The sequence below is a fragment of the Vibrio nitrifigilis genome, from assembly GCF_015686695.1.
GTDB classification, from domain to species: Bacteria; Pseudomonadota; Gammaproteobacteria; order Enterobacterales; family Vibrionaceae; genus Vibrio; species Vibrio nitrifigilis.
The window spans coordinates 718,686-734,461 of record NZ_JADPMR010000001.1; the positions used below are offsets into that span (position 1 = coordinate 718,686).

The 15,776-nt window shown below is 42.9% G+C and carries 11 protein-coding genes and 1 pseudogene; 7 read left to right on the top strand and 5 right to left on the bottom strand.

The window, feature by feature from the left end; translation table 11 throughout:
* Positions 1-28 precede the first annotated feature (28 nt).
* Positions 29-667, bottom strand: a complete 639-nt coding sequence (locus tag I1A42_RS03305; RefSeq protein WP_161153472.1) for a YchE family NAAT transporter — start codon at positions 665-667, stop codon at positions 29-31.
* Positions 668-1,328: 661 nt separating this feature from the next.
* Between I1A42_RS03305 and adhE the strand changes: the two genes are divergently transcribed.
* Positions 1,329-4,085 carry a bifunctional acetaldehyde-CoA/alcohol dehydrogenase gene (adhE, locus tag I1A42_RS03310; protein WP_161153473.1) on the top strand — a complete coding sequence of 919 codons (2,757 nt, stop codon included), beginning with the start codon at positions 1,329-1,331 and terminating at the stop codon, positions 4,083-4,085.
* A gap of 173 nt (positions 4,086-4,258) precedes the next feature.
* Here the strand turns inward: adhE and I1A42_RS03315 are convergent, their stop codons facing one another.
* The 3 genes and pseudogenes from I1A42_RS03315 to I1A42_RS03325 form a co-directional block, all read right to left on the bottom strand.
* Positions 4,259-5,818, bottom strand: coding sequence for a SulP family inorganic anion transporter (locus I1A42_RS03315; protein WP_161153474.1), 1,560 nt, complete (start codon positions 5,816-5,818; stop codon positions 4,259-4,261).
* Between the two features lie 299 nt (positions 5,819-6,117).
* Positions 6,118-9,246: a ribonuclease E gene (gene rne, locus I1A42_RS03320; RefSeq protein ID WP_196122638.1), complete on the bottom strand. Its 3,129-nt coding sequence runs from the start codon at positions 9,244-9,246 to the stop codon at positions 6,118-6,120.
* Between the two features lie 732 nt (positions 9,247-9,978).
* A pseudogene (locus I1A42_RS03325) lies at positions 9,979-10,899 on the bottom strand (ribonuclease E/G); the annotation flags it as partial.
* A gap of 88 nt (positions 10,900-10,987) precedes the next feature.
* Here I1A42_RS03325 and I1A42_RS03330 point away from each other — a divergent pair.
* Both I1A42_RS03330 and rluC read left to right on the top strand, forming a co-directional pair.
* Positions 10,988-11,182, top strand: coding sequence for a hypothetical protein (locus I1A42_RS03330; RefSeq protein ID WP_196122639.1), 195 nt, complete (start codon positions 10,988-10,990; stop codon positions 11,180-11,182).
* 80 nt (positions 11,183-11,262) lie between these two features.
* Positions 11,263-12,216 (top strand): 23S rRNA pseudouridine(955/2504/2580) synthase RluC, encoded by a 954-nt coding sequence (gene rluC / locus I1A42_RS03335; protein ID WP_196122640.1) that lies wholly within the window; start codon positions 11,263-11,265, stop codon positions 12,214-12,216.
* An 88-nt stretch (positions 12,217-12,304) separates the two neighbouring features.
* Here the strand turns inward: rluC and I1A42_RS03340 are convergent, their stop codons facing one another.
* Positions 12,305-12,886, bottom strand: a complete 582-nt coding sequence (locus tag I1A42_RS03340; protein WP_196122641.1) for a Maf family protein — start codon at positions 12,884-12,886, stop codon at positions 12,305-12,307.
* A 147-nt stretch (positions 12,887-13,033) separates the two neighbouring features.
* Here I1A42_RS03340 and yceD point away from each other — a divergent pair, with 147 nt between their 5' ends.
* Genes yceD through I1A42_RS03360 form a run of 4 tightly spaced genes read left to right on the top strand, consistent with a single transcriptional unit; the run spans position 13,034 to position 15,756 of the window.
* Positions 13,034-13,558: a 23S rRNA accumulation protein YceD gene (gene yceD / locus I1A42_RS03345; RefSeq protein WP_161153479.1), complete on the top strand. Its 525-nt coding sequence runs from the start codon at positions 13,034-13,036 to the stop codon at positions 13,556-13,558.
* A 36-nt stretch (positions 13,559-13,594) separates the two neighbouring features.
* Positions 13,595-13,765 carry a 50S ribosomal protein L32 gene (rpmF, locus tag I1A42_RS03350; protein ID WP_021019534.1) on the top strand — a complete coding sequence of 57 codons (171 nt, stop codon included), beginning with the start codon at positions 13,595-13,597 and terminating at the stop codon, positions 13,763-13,765.
* Between the two features lie 9 nt (positions 13,766-13,774).
* A complete protein-coding gene (plsX, locus tag I1A42_RS03355; RefSeq protein WP_161153480.1) occupies positions 13,775-14,800 on the top strand; it encodes a phosphate acyltransferase PlsX in 1,026 nt (341 codons plus the stop codon).
* Between the two features lie 5 nt (positions 14,801-14,805).
* On the top strand, positions 14,806-15,756 hold the full coding sequence (locus I1A42_RS03360; protein ID WP_161153481.1) for a beta-ketoacyl-ACP synthase III: 951 nt from the start codon (positions 14,806-14,808) through the stop codon (positions 15,754-15,756).
* The last annotated feature ends 20 nt before the right edge of the window (positions 15,757-15,776 follow it).

Genomic DNA, 15,776 nt, shown 5'->3' on the forward strand with positions numbered 1-15,776 from the left:
CTTTTTTCGATCATGAGTTATATAGGATTTAACCTAACCCCGGTAATAAGCTACGCAGACCGTTCGTAATAAACTCAATGCCTAAAGATCCAAGAATCAACCCCATAATACGTGTGATGACGTTAATGCCTGTTTGTCCGAGTAGTTTGACGATATATGGCGCCGAGCGAAACAATAACCAACTAGCAAAGCAGAATAGGCAAATGGTTATGCTGATACCTATGGTATCCCATGTGCTAGGGTAGCGTGCGCCATAGACAATTGTAGAACTGATCGCTCCGGGGCCTGCCATTAATGGCATTGCGAGTGGAACGACACCGACTTGCTCACGGCTTATGTACTCATTTTTTTCTTGTTTGTTCTGTTTATCTTCACCTAACTTACCGCTCATCATTGAGAAAGCAATGCTAATCAGCAGTAAACCGCCAGCAACCCTGAAAGAGTCAAGAGAGATACTAAACATATCAAGTAGCATCTGACCGCCGAGTAGAGAGCAAATTAGAATAACCCCAACAGAAATATTGGCAGTGCGAGCCGTTTTAAGGCGCTCTTCCTGTTCCATATGACTGGTAAGAGAAACAAACACGGGCATGATGCCAACAGGGTTCACTGCGGCCACCAGACCGAGAAAAAATTGCAAAAAAATGGCGAACTCAACACTGTTCATTAGGTCATCTCATTAAACGATTAAAAATCGTATGGCAATTGACTCATGATGAGCCAGAAAGGATACGAATGAAAATTGGCCGCTAATGTAAGGCAAAATATCGGTAACGACGAATGAAAAAAATTATGGTCGATTTTTGTCCACGCATTACAAAAAATAATAGGAAAAGACAATAATGCTGTTCAGTCGTGGTGGAGCAAGGCATGAAGTCTATCTAAGTTATGCGTTTGTTATCAAATTGACTGCATTATGTAGATATATTGGTTGACCTTAAATCAGTTGCAGTGTTTATATGTATACTACTAGTAGCACATTTGTTGTGTGTGGCGGTTGTTCCCATGTAGCAGAATGAAATTTTTTTACATAAAGGTGTAATTTTATTATTAGTTGTTGCTAAATTGCACATTAATGTGATTTTCTTCTAAAAATAAATTCTATTAATTTTCAAAGACTTATATATTTTTTACGCTGTAAATAAAATTTGTGTGTTTTTAATTTGAGGAACTGATCTGAGTCAATTTTTTTCAAAAGATGAAATATTATACTCAAGCCATGAAAGCAATTTACTAAGTATGTAGTCGTTTAAGTTGTTGAAATTCATGTGTTACTAGGGCGAATACTTACTAAAAAGTTTTTATATTTTAAATTTAGGAGATTCATTATGCCTGTAACTAACTTGGCAGAACTCGATGCTCTTGTGGCTCGCGTGAAAAATGCACAAGCGGAGTTTGCAACTTACTCTCAGGAGCAAGTCGATAAGATATTCCGTGCCGCATCACTCGCTGCAAACCAAGCTCGGATTCCATTAGCACAGCAAGCGGTTGAAGAGTCAGGAATGGGGATTGTTGAAGACAAAGTTATTAAAAACCACTTTGCTTCAGAATATATTTACAACAAGTACAAAGATGAAAAAACGTGTGGTGTTCTAGAAGTCGATGACAGCATGGGCACTATGACTATCGCAGAACCGGTTGGTATTATTTGCGGTATTGTTCCAACCACTAACCCAACATCTACAGCGATCTTTAAATCGCTCATCTCACTAAAAACTCGTAACGCTATTATCTTTTCACCTCACCCACGTGCTAAACACTCGACTAATGATGCGGCAAAATTGGTTCTTGATGCAGCTGTTGCTGCTGGTGCGCCAAAAGATATTATTGGTTGGATTGATGAGCCTTCAGTTGAACTGTCTAACGCACTGATGCGCCATGATGATATTGCCTTGATTTTGGCAACGGGTGGCCCAGGTATGGTGAAAGCTGCATACTCTTCTGGTAAACCTGCCATCGGTGTTGGTGCTGGTAACGTACCGGTTGTGATTGATGAAACCGCAGATATCAAACGTGCAGTGGCTTCAGTGCTCATGTCAAAAACCTTTGATAATGGTGTGGTTTGCGCATCTGAACAAGCCGTCATCGTTGTTGATGATGTATATGAAGAAGTAAAACAACGTTTTGCGACTCACAAAGCTTATGTGTTAAGTAAAGATGAAGCAGCTAAAGTGCGCGGCACATTACTTATCGATGGTGCACTTAATGCGAAAATCGTTGGTCAACCAGCAACTAAAATAGCAGAGATGGCCGGTGTTACGGTTCCATCTGATACTAAAGTGCTTATCGGTGAAGGTTTACACGGAAAAGTAACGACAGAAGATGCTTTTGCTCACGAAAAGCTTTCTCCAACGTTAGGTATGTTCCGTGCAACCAATTTTGAAGATGCTGTCGAACAAGCTATTCATATGGTTGAAATCGGTGGTATCGGGCATACCTCAGGTCTATATACCAATCAAGATAAGAACCAAGATCGTATCTTGTACTTTGGTAACAAGCTAAAAACATCTCGTATTTTGATTAATATTCCAACGACTCACGGTGGTATCGGTGATTTGTACAACTTCAATGTTGCACCATCATTGACACTAGGTTGTGGTTCTTGGGGTGGTAACTCGATTTCTGAAAACGTAGGACCTAAACACTTAATCAACAAAAAAATCGTCGCAAAGCGGGCAGAGAACATGCTGTGGCATAAACTTCCAAAATCCGTGTACTTCCGTCGCGGTAGCTTGCCAGTCGCTCTGGGTGACTTGGAAGGTAAAAAACGTGCATTCCTTGTGACCGACCGTTTCCTATTTAACAACGGTTACGCTGACGAAATTGTCGAGCTATTAAAAGCTCAAGGTATGGAAGTACAAACGTTCTACGAAGTAGAAGCCGATCCAACACTGTCTATTGTGAAGAAAGGTGCAGACCAAATGCACAGCTTCAAACCTGATGTGATTTTGGCTCTTGGTGGTGGTTCACCAATGGATGCAGCTAAAATTATGTGGGTTATGTATGAACACCCTGAAACTGAGTTTGAAGAACTTGCGATGCGCTTTATGGATATTCGTAAACGTATCTACAAATTCCCTAAAATGGGTCAAAAAGCAGAATTGGTTTGTATCACTACCACGTCAGGTACTGGTTCAGAAGTTACCCCATTTGCGGTTGTGACTGATGATGAAACAGGTGCTAAATACCCATTAGCAGACTACGAATTGACCCCTAACATGGCCATTGTTGATGCGAATTTAGTGATGAATATGCCTAAATCGTTAACTGCGTTTGGTGGTTACGATGCGGTGGTTCACGCATTAGAAGCCTATGTTTCTGTGATGGCGAGTGAATACTCTGATGGTCAAGCACTACAAGCTCTTAAACTATTGAAAGAGTACTTACCATCTAGTTATAAAAATGGTGCTAATGACCCAATTGCTCGTGAACGCGTGCATAATGCCGCAACTATCGCGGGGATTGCCTTCGCTAACGCATTCTTGGGTGTATGTCACTCAATGGCTCATAAATTAGGTGCCGAATTCCATATTGCGCATGGTTTAGCGAACGCGCTTCTAATGGAAAACGTGGTTCGTTACAACGCGAATGATAACCCAACTAAACAAACAGCGTTCTCGCAATACGACCGTCCTCAAGCACGTCGTCGTTATGCAGAAGTCGCTGAGCATCTTGGTCTAGCAAAACCTGGTGACCATACTGCAGAGAAAATACAAGCACTACTATCTTGGTTAAATGAGTTGAAAGTTGAATTGGATATTCCAATGTCGATTCAGGCGGCTGGCGTTAATGAAGCTGATTTCTTAGCAAAATTAAATGAGTTAGCGGTTGAAGCGTTCGACGACCAATGTACAGGTGCTAACCCTCGCTACCCATTGATTAGCGAGCTTAAAGAAGTTCTTCTTGCGTCTTACTACGGTAAAGCTTATGTAGAAGGTGAAACTTTTGAAGGAACAACTGTCATCAAGAAAAAAGCTGACCAAGTGGAAGCCGTAAAACGCGCCCACGAAGCAGCAAAGGCAGAAGAAGCCTCTAAAAGCAAACCAGCAAAAGCTGGATCTAAAAAGGCGAGAGAAGAAGCTTAAGCAACAGCTCTAACGTTCAAATATCTTTAACTCAAAGCTCTACATATGTAGAGCTTTTTTTGTGCATCAAGTAACCAAGTATTTACAAGGACAGGCAAAGTAACAATAAGATCTAATGTTATGAATGCACAAACAAAAACGCTCTTCATAATGAAGAGCGTTTAATAAGTCAATTAGTCTGCTAAGACGTTGGTCACGACTTTATACGTTGGGTCTTGTTGAACATCAATTTCAACCAAGCTGCCCGCCTTTTTAAGCAACTTATGACAATCTTGGCTTAGATGACGTAAATGAACAGTTTTACCCAGTGCTGCGTAACGGCCTGCAACTGTTTCTATCGCATCAATCGCTGAGTGGTCTACGACACGTGACTGTGCAAAATCGATAATGATGTCTTCAGGATCGTTTTGTGCATCGAATAACTCCATAAAGTTCGCTGCTGAGCTAAAGAAAATAGGGCCATTGATTAAGTATTCTTTAGTACCTGTGTCAGTTGTTTTAGTCACTGCGTGAATTTGTTTGGCATGTTGCCAAGCAAACATCAGTGCACACGCAACAATACCTACACCGACCGCAATTGCTAAATCAGTAAAGACGGTCACCACTGTAACCAGCAAGATCAGGAAGAAATCTTGTTTCGGTACGCGGCGTGCAAGTTTAAAGGTTGCCCATTCAAATGTGCCGATAACCACCATAAACATAACGCCAACCAGCGCGGCTAATGGAATCATTTCGATAAGAGATGATGTGAACAAGATAAAGATCAGTAAGCCAACAGCAGCGGTAATACCCGATAAGCGACCACGACCACCTGAGTTTGTGTTGATCATAGATTGACCGATCATGGCACAGCCACCCATAGCCCCAAACACTGAACAACTGATATTAGCAATGCCTTGGCCAATACATTCACGATTAGACTTACCGCGAGTATTGGTCATTTCATCGATGACCGATAAGGTCAGTAATGACTCAATCAAACCAACTGCAGCCAGAATGACCGAGTAAGGTAGAACAATCTTCAATGTTTCCCAAGTATACGGAACCTGCGGTAGAGCAAAGGTCGGTAAATCACCTGCTAAGGTTGCACTATCGTTACCTGCCATAGAGCGTAAGAAATCGACAACAGTTCGAGTATCTAGGTGGAATACTTGAACTAAAACCGTGACAACGATAATAGCGGCGAGTGAAGATGGCACCGCTTTAGTGAATTTCGGTAAAAAGTGGATGATCGCCATAGTCAAAGCAACCAGCGCGAGCATGATCCACATTTTATCTTGTGGCAACCAATCCATGACACCCTGTGCATTAGGCATTTTGAATTGGGCTAATTGGGCAAGGAAAATGATAATCGCTAGACCATTAACGAAGCCAATCATCACGGGGGTTGGTACGATTCGAATGAATTTACCCAATTTAAAGATGCCTGCGAGAACTTGAAGTACTCCCGCTAAGAAGACGGCAACAAACAGATATTGAACACCGTGATCTGCCACTAAAGCGACCATTACCACAGCCATAGAGCCAGTTGCGCCAGAAATCATGCCTGGACGACCACCAAAAATTGATGTCATTAGGCCTACTAGGAATGCGGCATATAAGCCGACCATTGGGTCGACACCAGCAACAAATGAAAAGGCAACGGCTTCAGGAACGAGGGCGAGTGCCACTGTGATTCCTGAAAGCACATCGTTTTTCACCGAGTGCGTTGAAAACTTCGGAAATTCAAACATGTCTATTGCTTACTTATTTTTAAAGGTGCTAGGTAACCAAATCAAGTGGATATGAGGTTATTCACTTAAGTGTAGACGATATCAACCCTGTGGGGGGATAGCAGTTGTTCTACGTAACGATTGGTATTGTGAACGGGGAATGCTACAGAAATGTTGCCAAGAGTTCAATATACAAGCAGTGGATTAACGCTTGTAAGTACAAGAAAGTGGCAAAGTATACCTAAGTAACCTTAAAAAGCTTAAAAAAAAGAGGCCACCATAAAGGTGGCCTCTGAGTTCTTTTCACCAAGTTACGTTAATTAGTAACCTTGAGGTTTGGTCATTTCAGCGCTAGCTTTTGAGCGAGCCGCTTGACTACCTGCACCGATAGAGTGGTAACGTTCACTTCTAAACGGTGCAGCCACAACAGTGATATCTTTCACTTCATGTGTGCCTGCTGCTTTAGTCATTGCTGACGATGCATGGCCTTTGTGATTCCAAACTACAGTACCACTGCTTTGAGATGGTGCCTCATCGCTGTCGACTGTAACTGTGCCCATTTCTACCTCAGTAGATTGAGCCTCTTCCACAACGTTTGCTTGCTCAGTCACTGGCGCTTCAATAGCTGATGCTACTGCTACTTCAGTTTCATCTACAGCTGGGGCTTCAACGTGACCTGACTCTTCGATAGTATCGACTAAAATCGGTGACTCTTCAACAATTGGTGCAACTTGTGATTCTTCCACGACAGGTGTCTGTACAGGTTGTTCCGTTACTGCTGGCTGTGGTTCACGACGAACAATCACTTTACCCATTGCCATTTCAGGACAAGCAAACCCGCCGAGCGAAGCAACGTCTACTGGTTTAGTTTCCATTGCTGGTGTTTCTGCTGGTTTTTGTCTAGTTTCTGGCTTAGTGATGCCATAACTTGGCATCACTTTACCCATCGCCATTTCTGGTGACGCTACACCACCTTTACGTAGGCGGAATGGGTTAGGGCGACGATCGCGACCGCGACGACGGCGTTGACCACTTGCGCGTAGATGACGAGGAGAGCGACGATTACGGCGTTGTTTAGGCTTGTCCTCAGATTCTACTTCAGAGCTTGCATCTTGGACGGGTTGTTCAACAACACTTGCAGGTGATGCTTCAGCCACTGTTTCAACCGGAGTAATAACATCTTCAACCGGAGTAATAACATCCATGACCTCTTCAGGCTCTTGGCTGTTCTTACGCACTTGTTTCGTTAGCTTACGGCGTTGACGACGTTCTTTAACCTTAGCTGCTTTCGTATCGTTTTGTTTATCTTGGCTAGCATTGTCTTTTGCCGCTTCGCCTTTCGCTTGTTCCGCTAATTGACGGCCTTGCTCTTGCAGTTTGCTGTCTTTTGCATCCTCATGAGCTTTGTTGTCATCGCGTTTGTTATTACGACGATCTTGCTTAGGCTTACGATCTTGACGCTGCTTGCGATTGTTATTGCTGTTGTTATTGCTGTCTTTTTCTGCGTTCGCATTGTCTTTGTTATTGCGATTATCGCTGCTCTTCTCGTTTACATCATTAGCGTTGCGATTGTTACGCTTGTTTTTGTCACGATTGTTACGGCGACGATCGTTATTGCGATCGCGACGAGGCTGGCGCTGCTTTTGTTCTGAGTTTTGTGTCTGCTCAGGTTCAACACTTTCAACACTTTTCGCTTCGGTCTTTTCAGCAGGTGCTTCTTCAGCAGAGAAGAAACTTGCCAATGCTTTCATAAAGCGACTAAACAAGCTTGGTTTAGCAGGCGCTGTTTCTTTAGGTGCTGCCGGTTTTTCAGCAGGCTTAGTTGCTGTAGTTGGCTCAGAAGGTGTTCCGAATCCTTTTAGCATTGGCTCTTCAATGCGTTTTGGTTTCAGTTCAGTGTCTGTTGTTTCCAAGCCTTCTGCTTCTTTCATGCTTTCCAGTTTCTTAGGAATCAAGTAAGACAGCAGTTTTTGTTCTTCACCCTCACGGATACGGATCACTTCAAAATGCGGAGTTTCCATATCAGAGGTAGGAACGATAGTAATCTTAACTTCTTGGTTGCGTTCAATGTGGTTAACAGAACGACGCTTTTCATTCAACAAGTAAGAGGCAATCGATACTGGAACGACAGCAAGAACTTGTGCTGTGTTGTCTTTTAGTGCTTCTTCTTCGATAAGACGTAAGACAGACAGAGCCAAAGATTCGTTGTCACGAATTACACCCGTACCGTTACAGCGCGGACAAATATGGTGACTTGCTTCAGCTAGAGAAGGGCTCAAGCGCTGGCGAGACATCTCTAAGAGGCCGAAACGAGAAATACGACCGATTTGAACGCGAGCACGATCCATGCGAACCGCTTCACGTAGACGACTTTCTACTTCACGTTGATGGCGTACTGGCGTCATATCGATAAAGTCGATAACAACCAAACCACCTAAATCACGTAGACGAAGTTGACGGGCAATTTCATCTGCTGCTTCTAGGTTGGTATTAAGTGCGGTTTCTTCAATATCGCCACCTTTGGTTGCGCGAGCAGAGTTGATATCGATAGAGGTTAGAGCTTCTGTAGGGTCAATAACGATTGAACCACCAGAAGGCAAGCGCACTTCACGTTGGAAAGCTGATTCGATTTGGCTTTCAATTTGGTAATGACTGAATAGTGGCACGTCACCATCGTATTTTTTAACTCGACTAACAAAGTCAGGGCGAACGACGTTGATGTGTTCCATTACTCGATCAAAGATCGTTTGGCTATCAATTAAGATTTCACCAATATCACGACGTAAATAGTCACGAATAGCGCGAACTACCACGTTGCTTTCTTGGTGAATAAGGAAGGGTGCAGGTTTGGATTCTGCCGCTTCTTTTACACGACTCCAAAGGTTGAGCATGTAGGATAAATCGCCCTGCAGTTCTTCAGCACTTTTACCGACACCCGCTGTACGAACAATTAAGCCCATACCTTGAGGTGTTTCTAGTGTTGATAATGCTGCTTTTAGAGCTGTACGCTCTTCACCTTCGATACGGCGAGAGATACCGCCTGCACGAGGGTTATTTGGCATTAATACTAGGTAGCTACCTGCTAGTGAGATAAAGGTAGTTAATGCTGCCCCTTTGCTGCCACGCTCTTCCTTTTCTACTTGGACAATGACTTCTTGGCCTTCTTTAAGCACTTCTTTAATGCTTGGACGACCTTGGTAGGTATATCCGTTTGGAAAGTATTCGCGGGCTATTTCTTTGAGGGGAAGGAAACCATGTCGTTCTGCACCGTAATCAACAAAAGCAGCTTCCAGACTTGGCTCAATACGGGTGATTCGTCCTTTATATATATTTGCTTTTTTCGATTCATGACCGGGACTTTCGATATCCAAATCGAAAAGTCGCTGGCCATCAACCAACGCGACACGCATCTCTTCTTTTTGAGTTGCGTTTATTAACATTCTTTTCATTGAAAAAATCTCGTTATCTTTATCTTTCGTTTTGATTTTCGTTCTTACTGCTGTGATTCGCTTTCAAGGTGCCTGATCCCATGGCTTATATGTACAGCCTCCCGGCTGGAAGGGATGCTCTAAGGGCACATCAGTTACCACAGACACATTGGTGCCTGTGATCCGCATCGTATGGCGGAGGATACTCAACATGAAAAGGCGATGAGTAGAGCAGTAAGAGGACGTTAACCAACCGTGTCTTACGCCACATGCTGCACATTGATTTCGGCCAACTACTCATTAACATTGCGCACAGTTGAAACACACAAAGTAAACTATAAGGCGTTTAACTATGGACAGGTGTGAACTATAGCAGTGACTGTGTAACACAGCAATCTGCTTTATTCGAAAGGACACAAAATTTTGCTTTCTGGCCCAAAAATGAGGTGCAGAGCGGGATTGAGTACAAAAAATACACATAAAAAGAGAGGGTTTTTTGTGCGGTTTTATCGTACATAATTCTGCTTTGGCGATTGGAGTTGTTGTCATTTTCTCCACTCTCAGTGCAGATTTTTAAAAAACAGTCATTTTTATACCCAAATGACCTCAAGGTGTTGTTTCAGTGAGAATGCATTTGCCCTTAGGCAAAGTACTGATTTAAAAATCAGTAACTCATCCTAGGGCGAGTATATCTAGTCACCGTAACGATAGTTTTTTGAGTAACACATTGAGAAATCCCCCCAAATTTCTAGGCTGAGCAGGTTTGGTCTCGATAGAAGTTAATGTTTCATCGGGAGCTACAATTGTTGGGTCTTCTGCTGGTAAATGGTTTCTTTGTTGTAGCTCTAATTCAATCTGGTTCGCAATTTCAAAATGGCTGAATAGTGACTCTTCACCATTGTATGATTTTACGCGATCGGTAAATTTAGGGTAAACCGAATTAACGTGCTCTAGCACACGTTCATAGATGGTGTCGCTGTCGATAAGAATTTCATCAATATCATGATGCAAATAGTCGCGAATCGCACGGTTCAATACGTTACTTTCTTGGTGAATTAAAAATGGTGCACTGTTTGAATCAGCTGCGTTTTTGATGTCTGCCCAGTGGTTGAGTATCACATTAAGGTCCCACTTTAGATCTTCGCCATTTCTTCTTATGCCTGCATTACGAACGATAAGACCCATACCCAGTGGAAGTTCCAGTGTGCTTAGTGCTGCTTTTAGTTTAATACGTTCATCACCTTCAATGCGGCGAGAAATTCCGCCAGCACGAGGGTTATTTGGCATTAATACTAGGTAGCTACCTGCAAGTGAGATAAAGGTGGTTAATGCTGCGCCTTCGCTGCCACGCTCTTCCTTTTCTACTTGGACAATGACTTCTTGGCCTTCTTTAAGTACTTCTTTAATGCTTGGGCGGCCTTGGTAGGTATATCCGGCTAGAAAGTATTCGCGGGCAACTTCTTTGAGGGGGAGAAAGCCATGTCGTTCAGCGCCATAATCAACAAAAGCAGCTTCTATACTTGACTCTATACGGGTGATTCGTCCTTTATAGATATTGGCTTTTTTCGATTCATGACCGGGGCGTTCGATGTCCAACTTGATGAGTTGCTGATCGTCTATTAGAGCGACATGGATTTCTTTTGTTTGAGTGGTATGTATTAATAGTCTTTTCATCGAAAAATCTCATTATCACCTTTTGTTGTCAGTTATCGGCTCATTAGCCATACCAAACTGAATGATTTTTAGTCTTCTGCAGGAAGCGATGAACTATAGCAATGACAATAATCCTCGCCAATTGGCTTTAGATTTGAGGTGTGAAATTTTGCGTCTTGTTCCCAAAAATGGCGAACTGAGCCAACTAAAGTATGAATATCAATTGGACACAGATGGTGTGTTGATGTTTTTTCAGCGTTTAAGCCGTTCTAACAAGAATATTGCTGTTATTTTTACCGTTTGAGACAGGAATAAACGTAAAAGCTCGCTTTTTGATAAACACCCAAATAGGTTTTTGGCTGAATTAAGGTTAAAATAGCTGCCATGAGTGAAATTAAAACACAAGTCCAGTTCGTTGATATTGACGAAGACATGGCTGGTCAACGTATAGATAATTTCTTACGTAACCAATTAAAAAGTATTCCTAAAAGCATGGTGTATCGCATCTTGCGTAAGGGCGAAGTGCGCGTTAATAAAAAGCGAGTGAAAGCAGAATATAAAATTGCAGCTGGTGACGTTGTACGTATTCCTCCGGTTACGATACAAGAACAAGATGTGAATGCGCCTGCTCCAGTTAGCACTAAACTCAATAAAGTGGCTGAACTTGAAGACCGTATTATTTATGAAGATGATCATATGCTCATCTTGAATAAACCATCAGGTACTGCGGTTCATGGAGGAAGTGGGCTAAAATTTGGCGCGATAGAGGCGTTGCGGGCGCTGCGTCCTCAGGCTCGTTTTCTTGAATTAGTGCATCGTATTGACCGAGATACATCAGGTATTTTGTTGGTCGCTAAAAAGCGTTCTGCACTACGTCACCTTCAAGCTCAGTTTCGTGAAAAGACCGTGCATAAGTATTACTTTGCATTGGTGATGGGGCAGTGGAAGAATAACTGTAAATCAGTTAACGCACCGCTTTTGAAAAACGAAGTGAACAGTATTGTACGTGTTAACCCTAAAGGAAAACCTTCAGAAACACGTTTCAAGATTCTAGAAAAATTCAAAGAAGCGACGTTGGTGCAAGCAAGCCCGATTACTGGCAGAACTCACCAAATTCGCGTGCATACTCAGTATATGGGGCATCCTATTGCGTGGGATGACCGTTACGGAGATCCTCGTTTTGATGCCTACACGGCTCAATTTGGTATTCAGCGTCTATTTCTCCATGCGGCGAATATTCAATTTACTCATCCGGGTAGTAATGAACGTGTTGAAATACATGCGCCTTTAGAAAGACGATTAGAAAAAGCATTGGAGCAAATGCGTAAAGATCGTTGAGCCAAGGTTTGAGTTGCAGGTTTATTGATTAAGAAGGCTTAGTTAACGTAAGCCTTCTTTTTTGACAGCTACTAATCGCTCATAATCATTAGATGGCACGTAAGCCTTGCTTTTCTAACATGCTGATAAGAGTGATGAGAGGTAGACCGATAAGGCTATTGGGGTCTTTCCCTTCAAGCTTTTCGAAAAGAGCGATGCCTAACCCTTCACTTTTAAAGCTGCCCGCACATTGTAGAGGTTGTTCTTTACGAACATAATTTTCGGCCATTTCACGGGTCAGTTCGCGAAAGTGAACATTAAACGCCTCACAGGTCGATTCTGTTTCGCCTGTCTGTGTGTTATGAACCGCCAGCCCGGTATAAAAAGTGATGCATTGGCCACTTTGACTCAATAACTGTTCTACCGCTTTTTCCTCTGTATGAGGTTTACCGACGATTTGCTCGTTAATCACACATACTTGATCACTGCCAATGACAAGGCTTGGACAATTAATGGCACAAGATTGTGCTTTAGTGATCGCCAAACGTGTTACAAGTTCTTGAGCGCTTTCATTTGTGAAAGGCGTTTCGTCACAGTTTGGTTTTGCTGTGATAAAAGGAATTGCGAGTTTTTCAAGCAATTGTTGGCGAAAAACCGAGGTAGAGGCTAAAACAAGTTGGTAATTCTGCATTTTAATTTACAATGTTCGTAGGTTTTGTAGCAGCATATCTTATTCACTATTGCTGTTCATAACTATCGACGTGAAAAGGGAAAAAAAAGTAACTTTTTTGCCTTTTTCTTTGACTAAACTTGTTTAGGAAGATAATATTCGCGCCCTATGCAAAAGGTAAAAATACCGCGAACGGTTGATCCGGGCAAAGCGGCTCAGAAACGACTTGATTACGATGGCATCATCCAAGTCAGTCTTTTCAAGCGCTTAGCTGAATCAGTCGAAGGCGTAAAACGCGACGCTCAAGTAACATTGTCATTTGGGTTGGATGAACAGCGACTCGTTGTTATCTCTGGTAAAGCTAACATCGAAGTTGATTTAGAGTGTCAACGCTGTAACGAGGTTTTCGCATATGAATGCGATGTCGAGTTTACTTATACACCGTATTACAGTGAAAAAAGTGAACAAGACGCACCGGAAGAGTATGATTTGGTAGATCTTAACGAATACGGTGAAGTGGACCTTATACAGTTAGTTGAAGACGAGTTCATCTTAAACTTACCCCAAGTTGCAATGCACGATGAGTCAGAATGTAGCGTTGAATCAGACAACTTGGTGTTTGGTGAACTTCCGAAAGAAGTTGCGGAAGAAAAGCCGAATCCATTCGATGTTTTAAAAAGTTTGAAGAAATAATCGCTTCAAACGTTACTTAACATAGGAGTAGGGTCAATGGCCGTACAACAAAACCGTAAAACACGTTCTAAGCGTGGCATGCGTCGTTCACACGATGCGCTAACTACAGCTGCTCTATCTGTAGACGCGACTTCAGGTGAAACTCACCTACGTCACAACGTGACTGCTGACGGTTACTACCGTGGCAAAAAGGTTATCAACAAGTAAGGTTGACCTTTGCTTTATTTAACCGTTGCACTTGATGCAATGGGCGGTGATTTCGGTCCCCGTGTCACAGTGCCTGCCGCCGTGCAGGCACTGTCGCATTTCCCGGAGCTGAAAGTGTCTCTTGTAGGCGACCAGTCACAAATTGCCCACCAACTATCTCTACTAGGTTGCAAGCCAAATTCTCGTTTGAGTATTGTGCATAGCGACCGAGTTATTTCTAACTCAGAGAAACCTTCTTTAGCACTTCGTCATAGCGTTGGGACATCCATGGGAATTACCGTGGATCTTGTTGCGAATGGCAAAGCAGACGCTTGTGTAAGTGCTGGCAACACCGGAGCTTTGATGGCTCTCTCCCGTTTTAGACTAAAATTGTTACCAGGCATTGATAGGCCGGCACTTGTGTCAGCGTTACCAACGGCAAGTGGTAAAAAAACGTGGATGCTAGACTTAGGCGCGAATGTGTCGAGTGATGCAGATTCATTGTTTCAATTTGCAGTAATGGGAGCAGCGTTAGCAGAAGAACATTTAGGCCGTCCCCCGCGCGTGGCAATATTAAATATTGGCGCTGAGGAAATAAAAGGCAATGATCTTGTCAAACGTTGTGCAGAGATGCTTAATCAAACTCAAGCAGTGAATTACATTGGTTATATTGAAAGTAATCAATTACTTCTCGATGTTGCAGATGTTATTGTTAGCGATGGCTTTGTCGGTAATGTATGCCTTAAGGCATGCGAAGGCACAGCACAACTCTTTATTGATAAGCTTAAAGATAGATTTTTAGCTTCATCCATAAAGGGTTGGATTGCTCGAAAACTGTTTTCGGATTTATTTACAGAACTAAAAACGTTGAACCCCGACCAGTATAACGGTGCAAGTTTGTTAGGATTGCGCGGCATTGTCATAAAAAGTCATGGAAGAGCAGATGTATCCGCTTGCGTTAATGCAATTTCTGAGGCGGTACACGAAATCAAACGACAAGTACCCAGCCGGATAAGCGATCGTTTGGAAGCGGTTTTACTCGAGAGGCATTATTAGTCTTCATGTATAGCAAAATATTAGGTACAGGCAGCTACCTGCCATCTCAGGTTCGTACGAATGCGGACTTGGAGAAAATGGTAGATACAAGTGATGAGTGGATTGTCACTCGCACCGGAATCCGTGAGCGCCGTATTTCTGCTGAAAACGAAACAGTGGCAGATATGGCAACCATTGCTGCGCGTAATGCGATAGAAATGGCTGGTATCGATAAAAACGATATCGATATGATCATTGTCGGTACGACTAGTGGTAGCCATAACTTCCCATCATCTGCTTGTCAGGTTCAGGGGCAATTAGGTATCAAAGGTTGTCCAGCATTTGATATTGCTGCAGCGTGTTCAGGCTTTATTTATGCGTTATCTATCGCAGATCAACATATTAAATCAGGTATGTGTAAAAACGTACTTGTGATCGGTGCTGATGCATTGTCAAAAACCTGCGATCCGACAGACCGTTCTACTATCATTCTATTTGGTGATGCAGCGGGTGCAGTAGTACTTGGTGCAAGTGAAGAGCCTGGTATCATCTCAACGCATATTAATGCGGATGGTGCATTCGGTGATTTATTAAGCCTTGAATCTCCAGAACGTGGTGGTGAAGCTGATAAATGGCTACACATGGTCGGTAATGAAGTATTTAAAGTCGCAGTGACTCAATTGTCTCGTTTAGTGAAAAACACACTAGCGGCTAATAATATGGACAAGTCAGAGTTGGATTGGTTGGTTCCGCATCAAGCGAACCTTCGTATCATTTCTGCGACAGCAAAGAAATTATCAATGTCACTAGATCAAGTGGTTGTGACACTAGATCGCCATGGTAATACATCAGCAGCAACTGTCCCGACTGCTCTCGATGAAGCGGTTCGTGACGGACGAATTCAACGCGGTCAAACGTTGCTTCTTGAAGCATTTGGCGGCGGCTTCACTTGGGGCTCTGCCCTCGTTAAGTTCTAGTTAGACATTCGATTATAAGA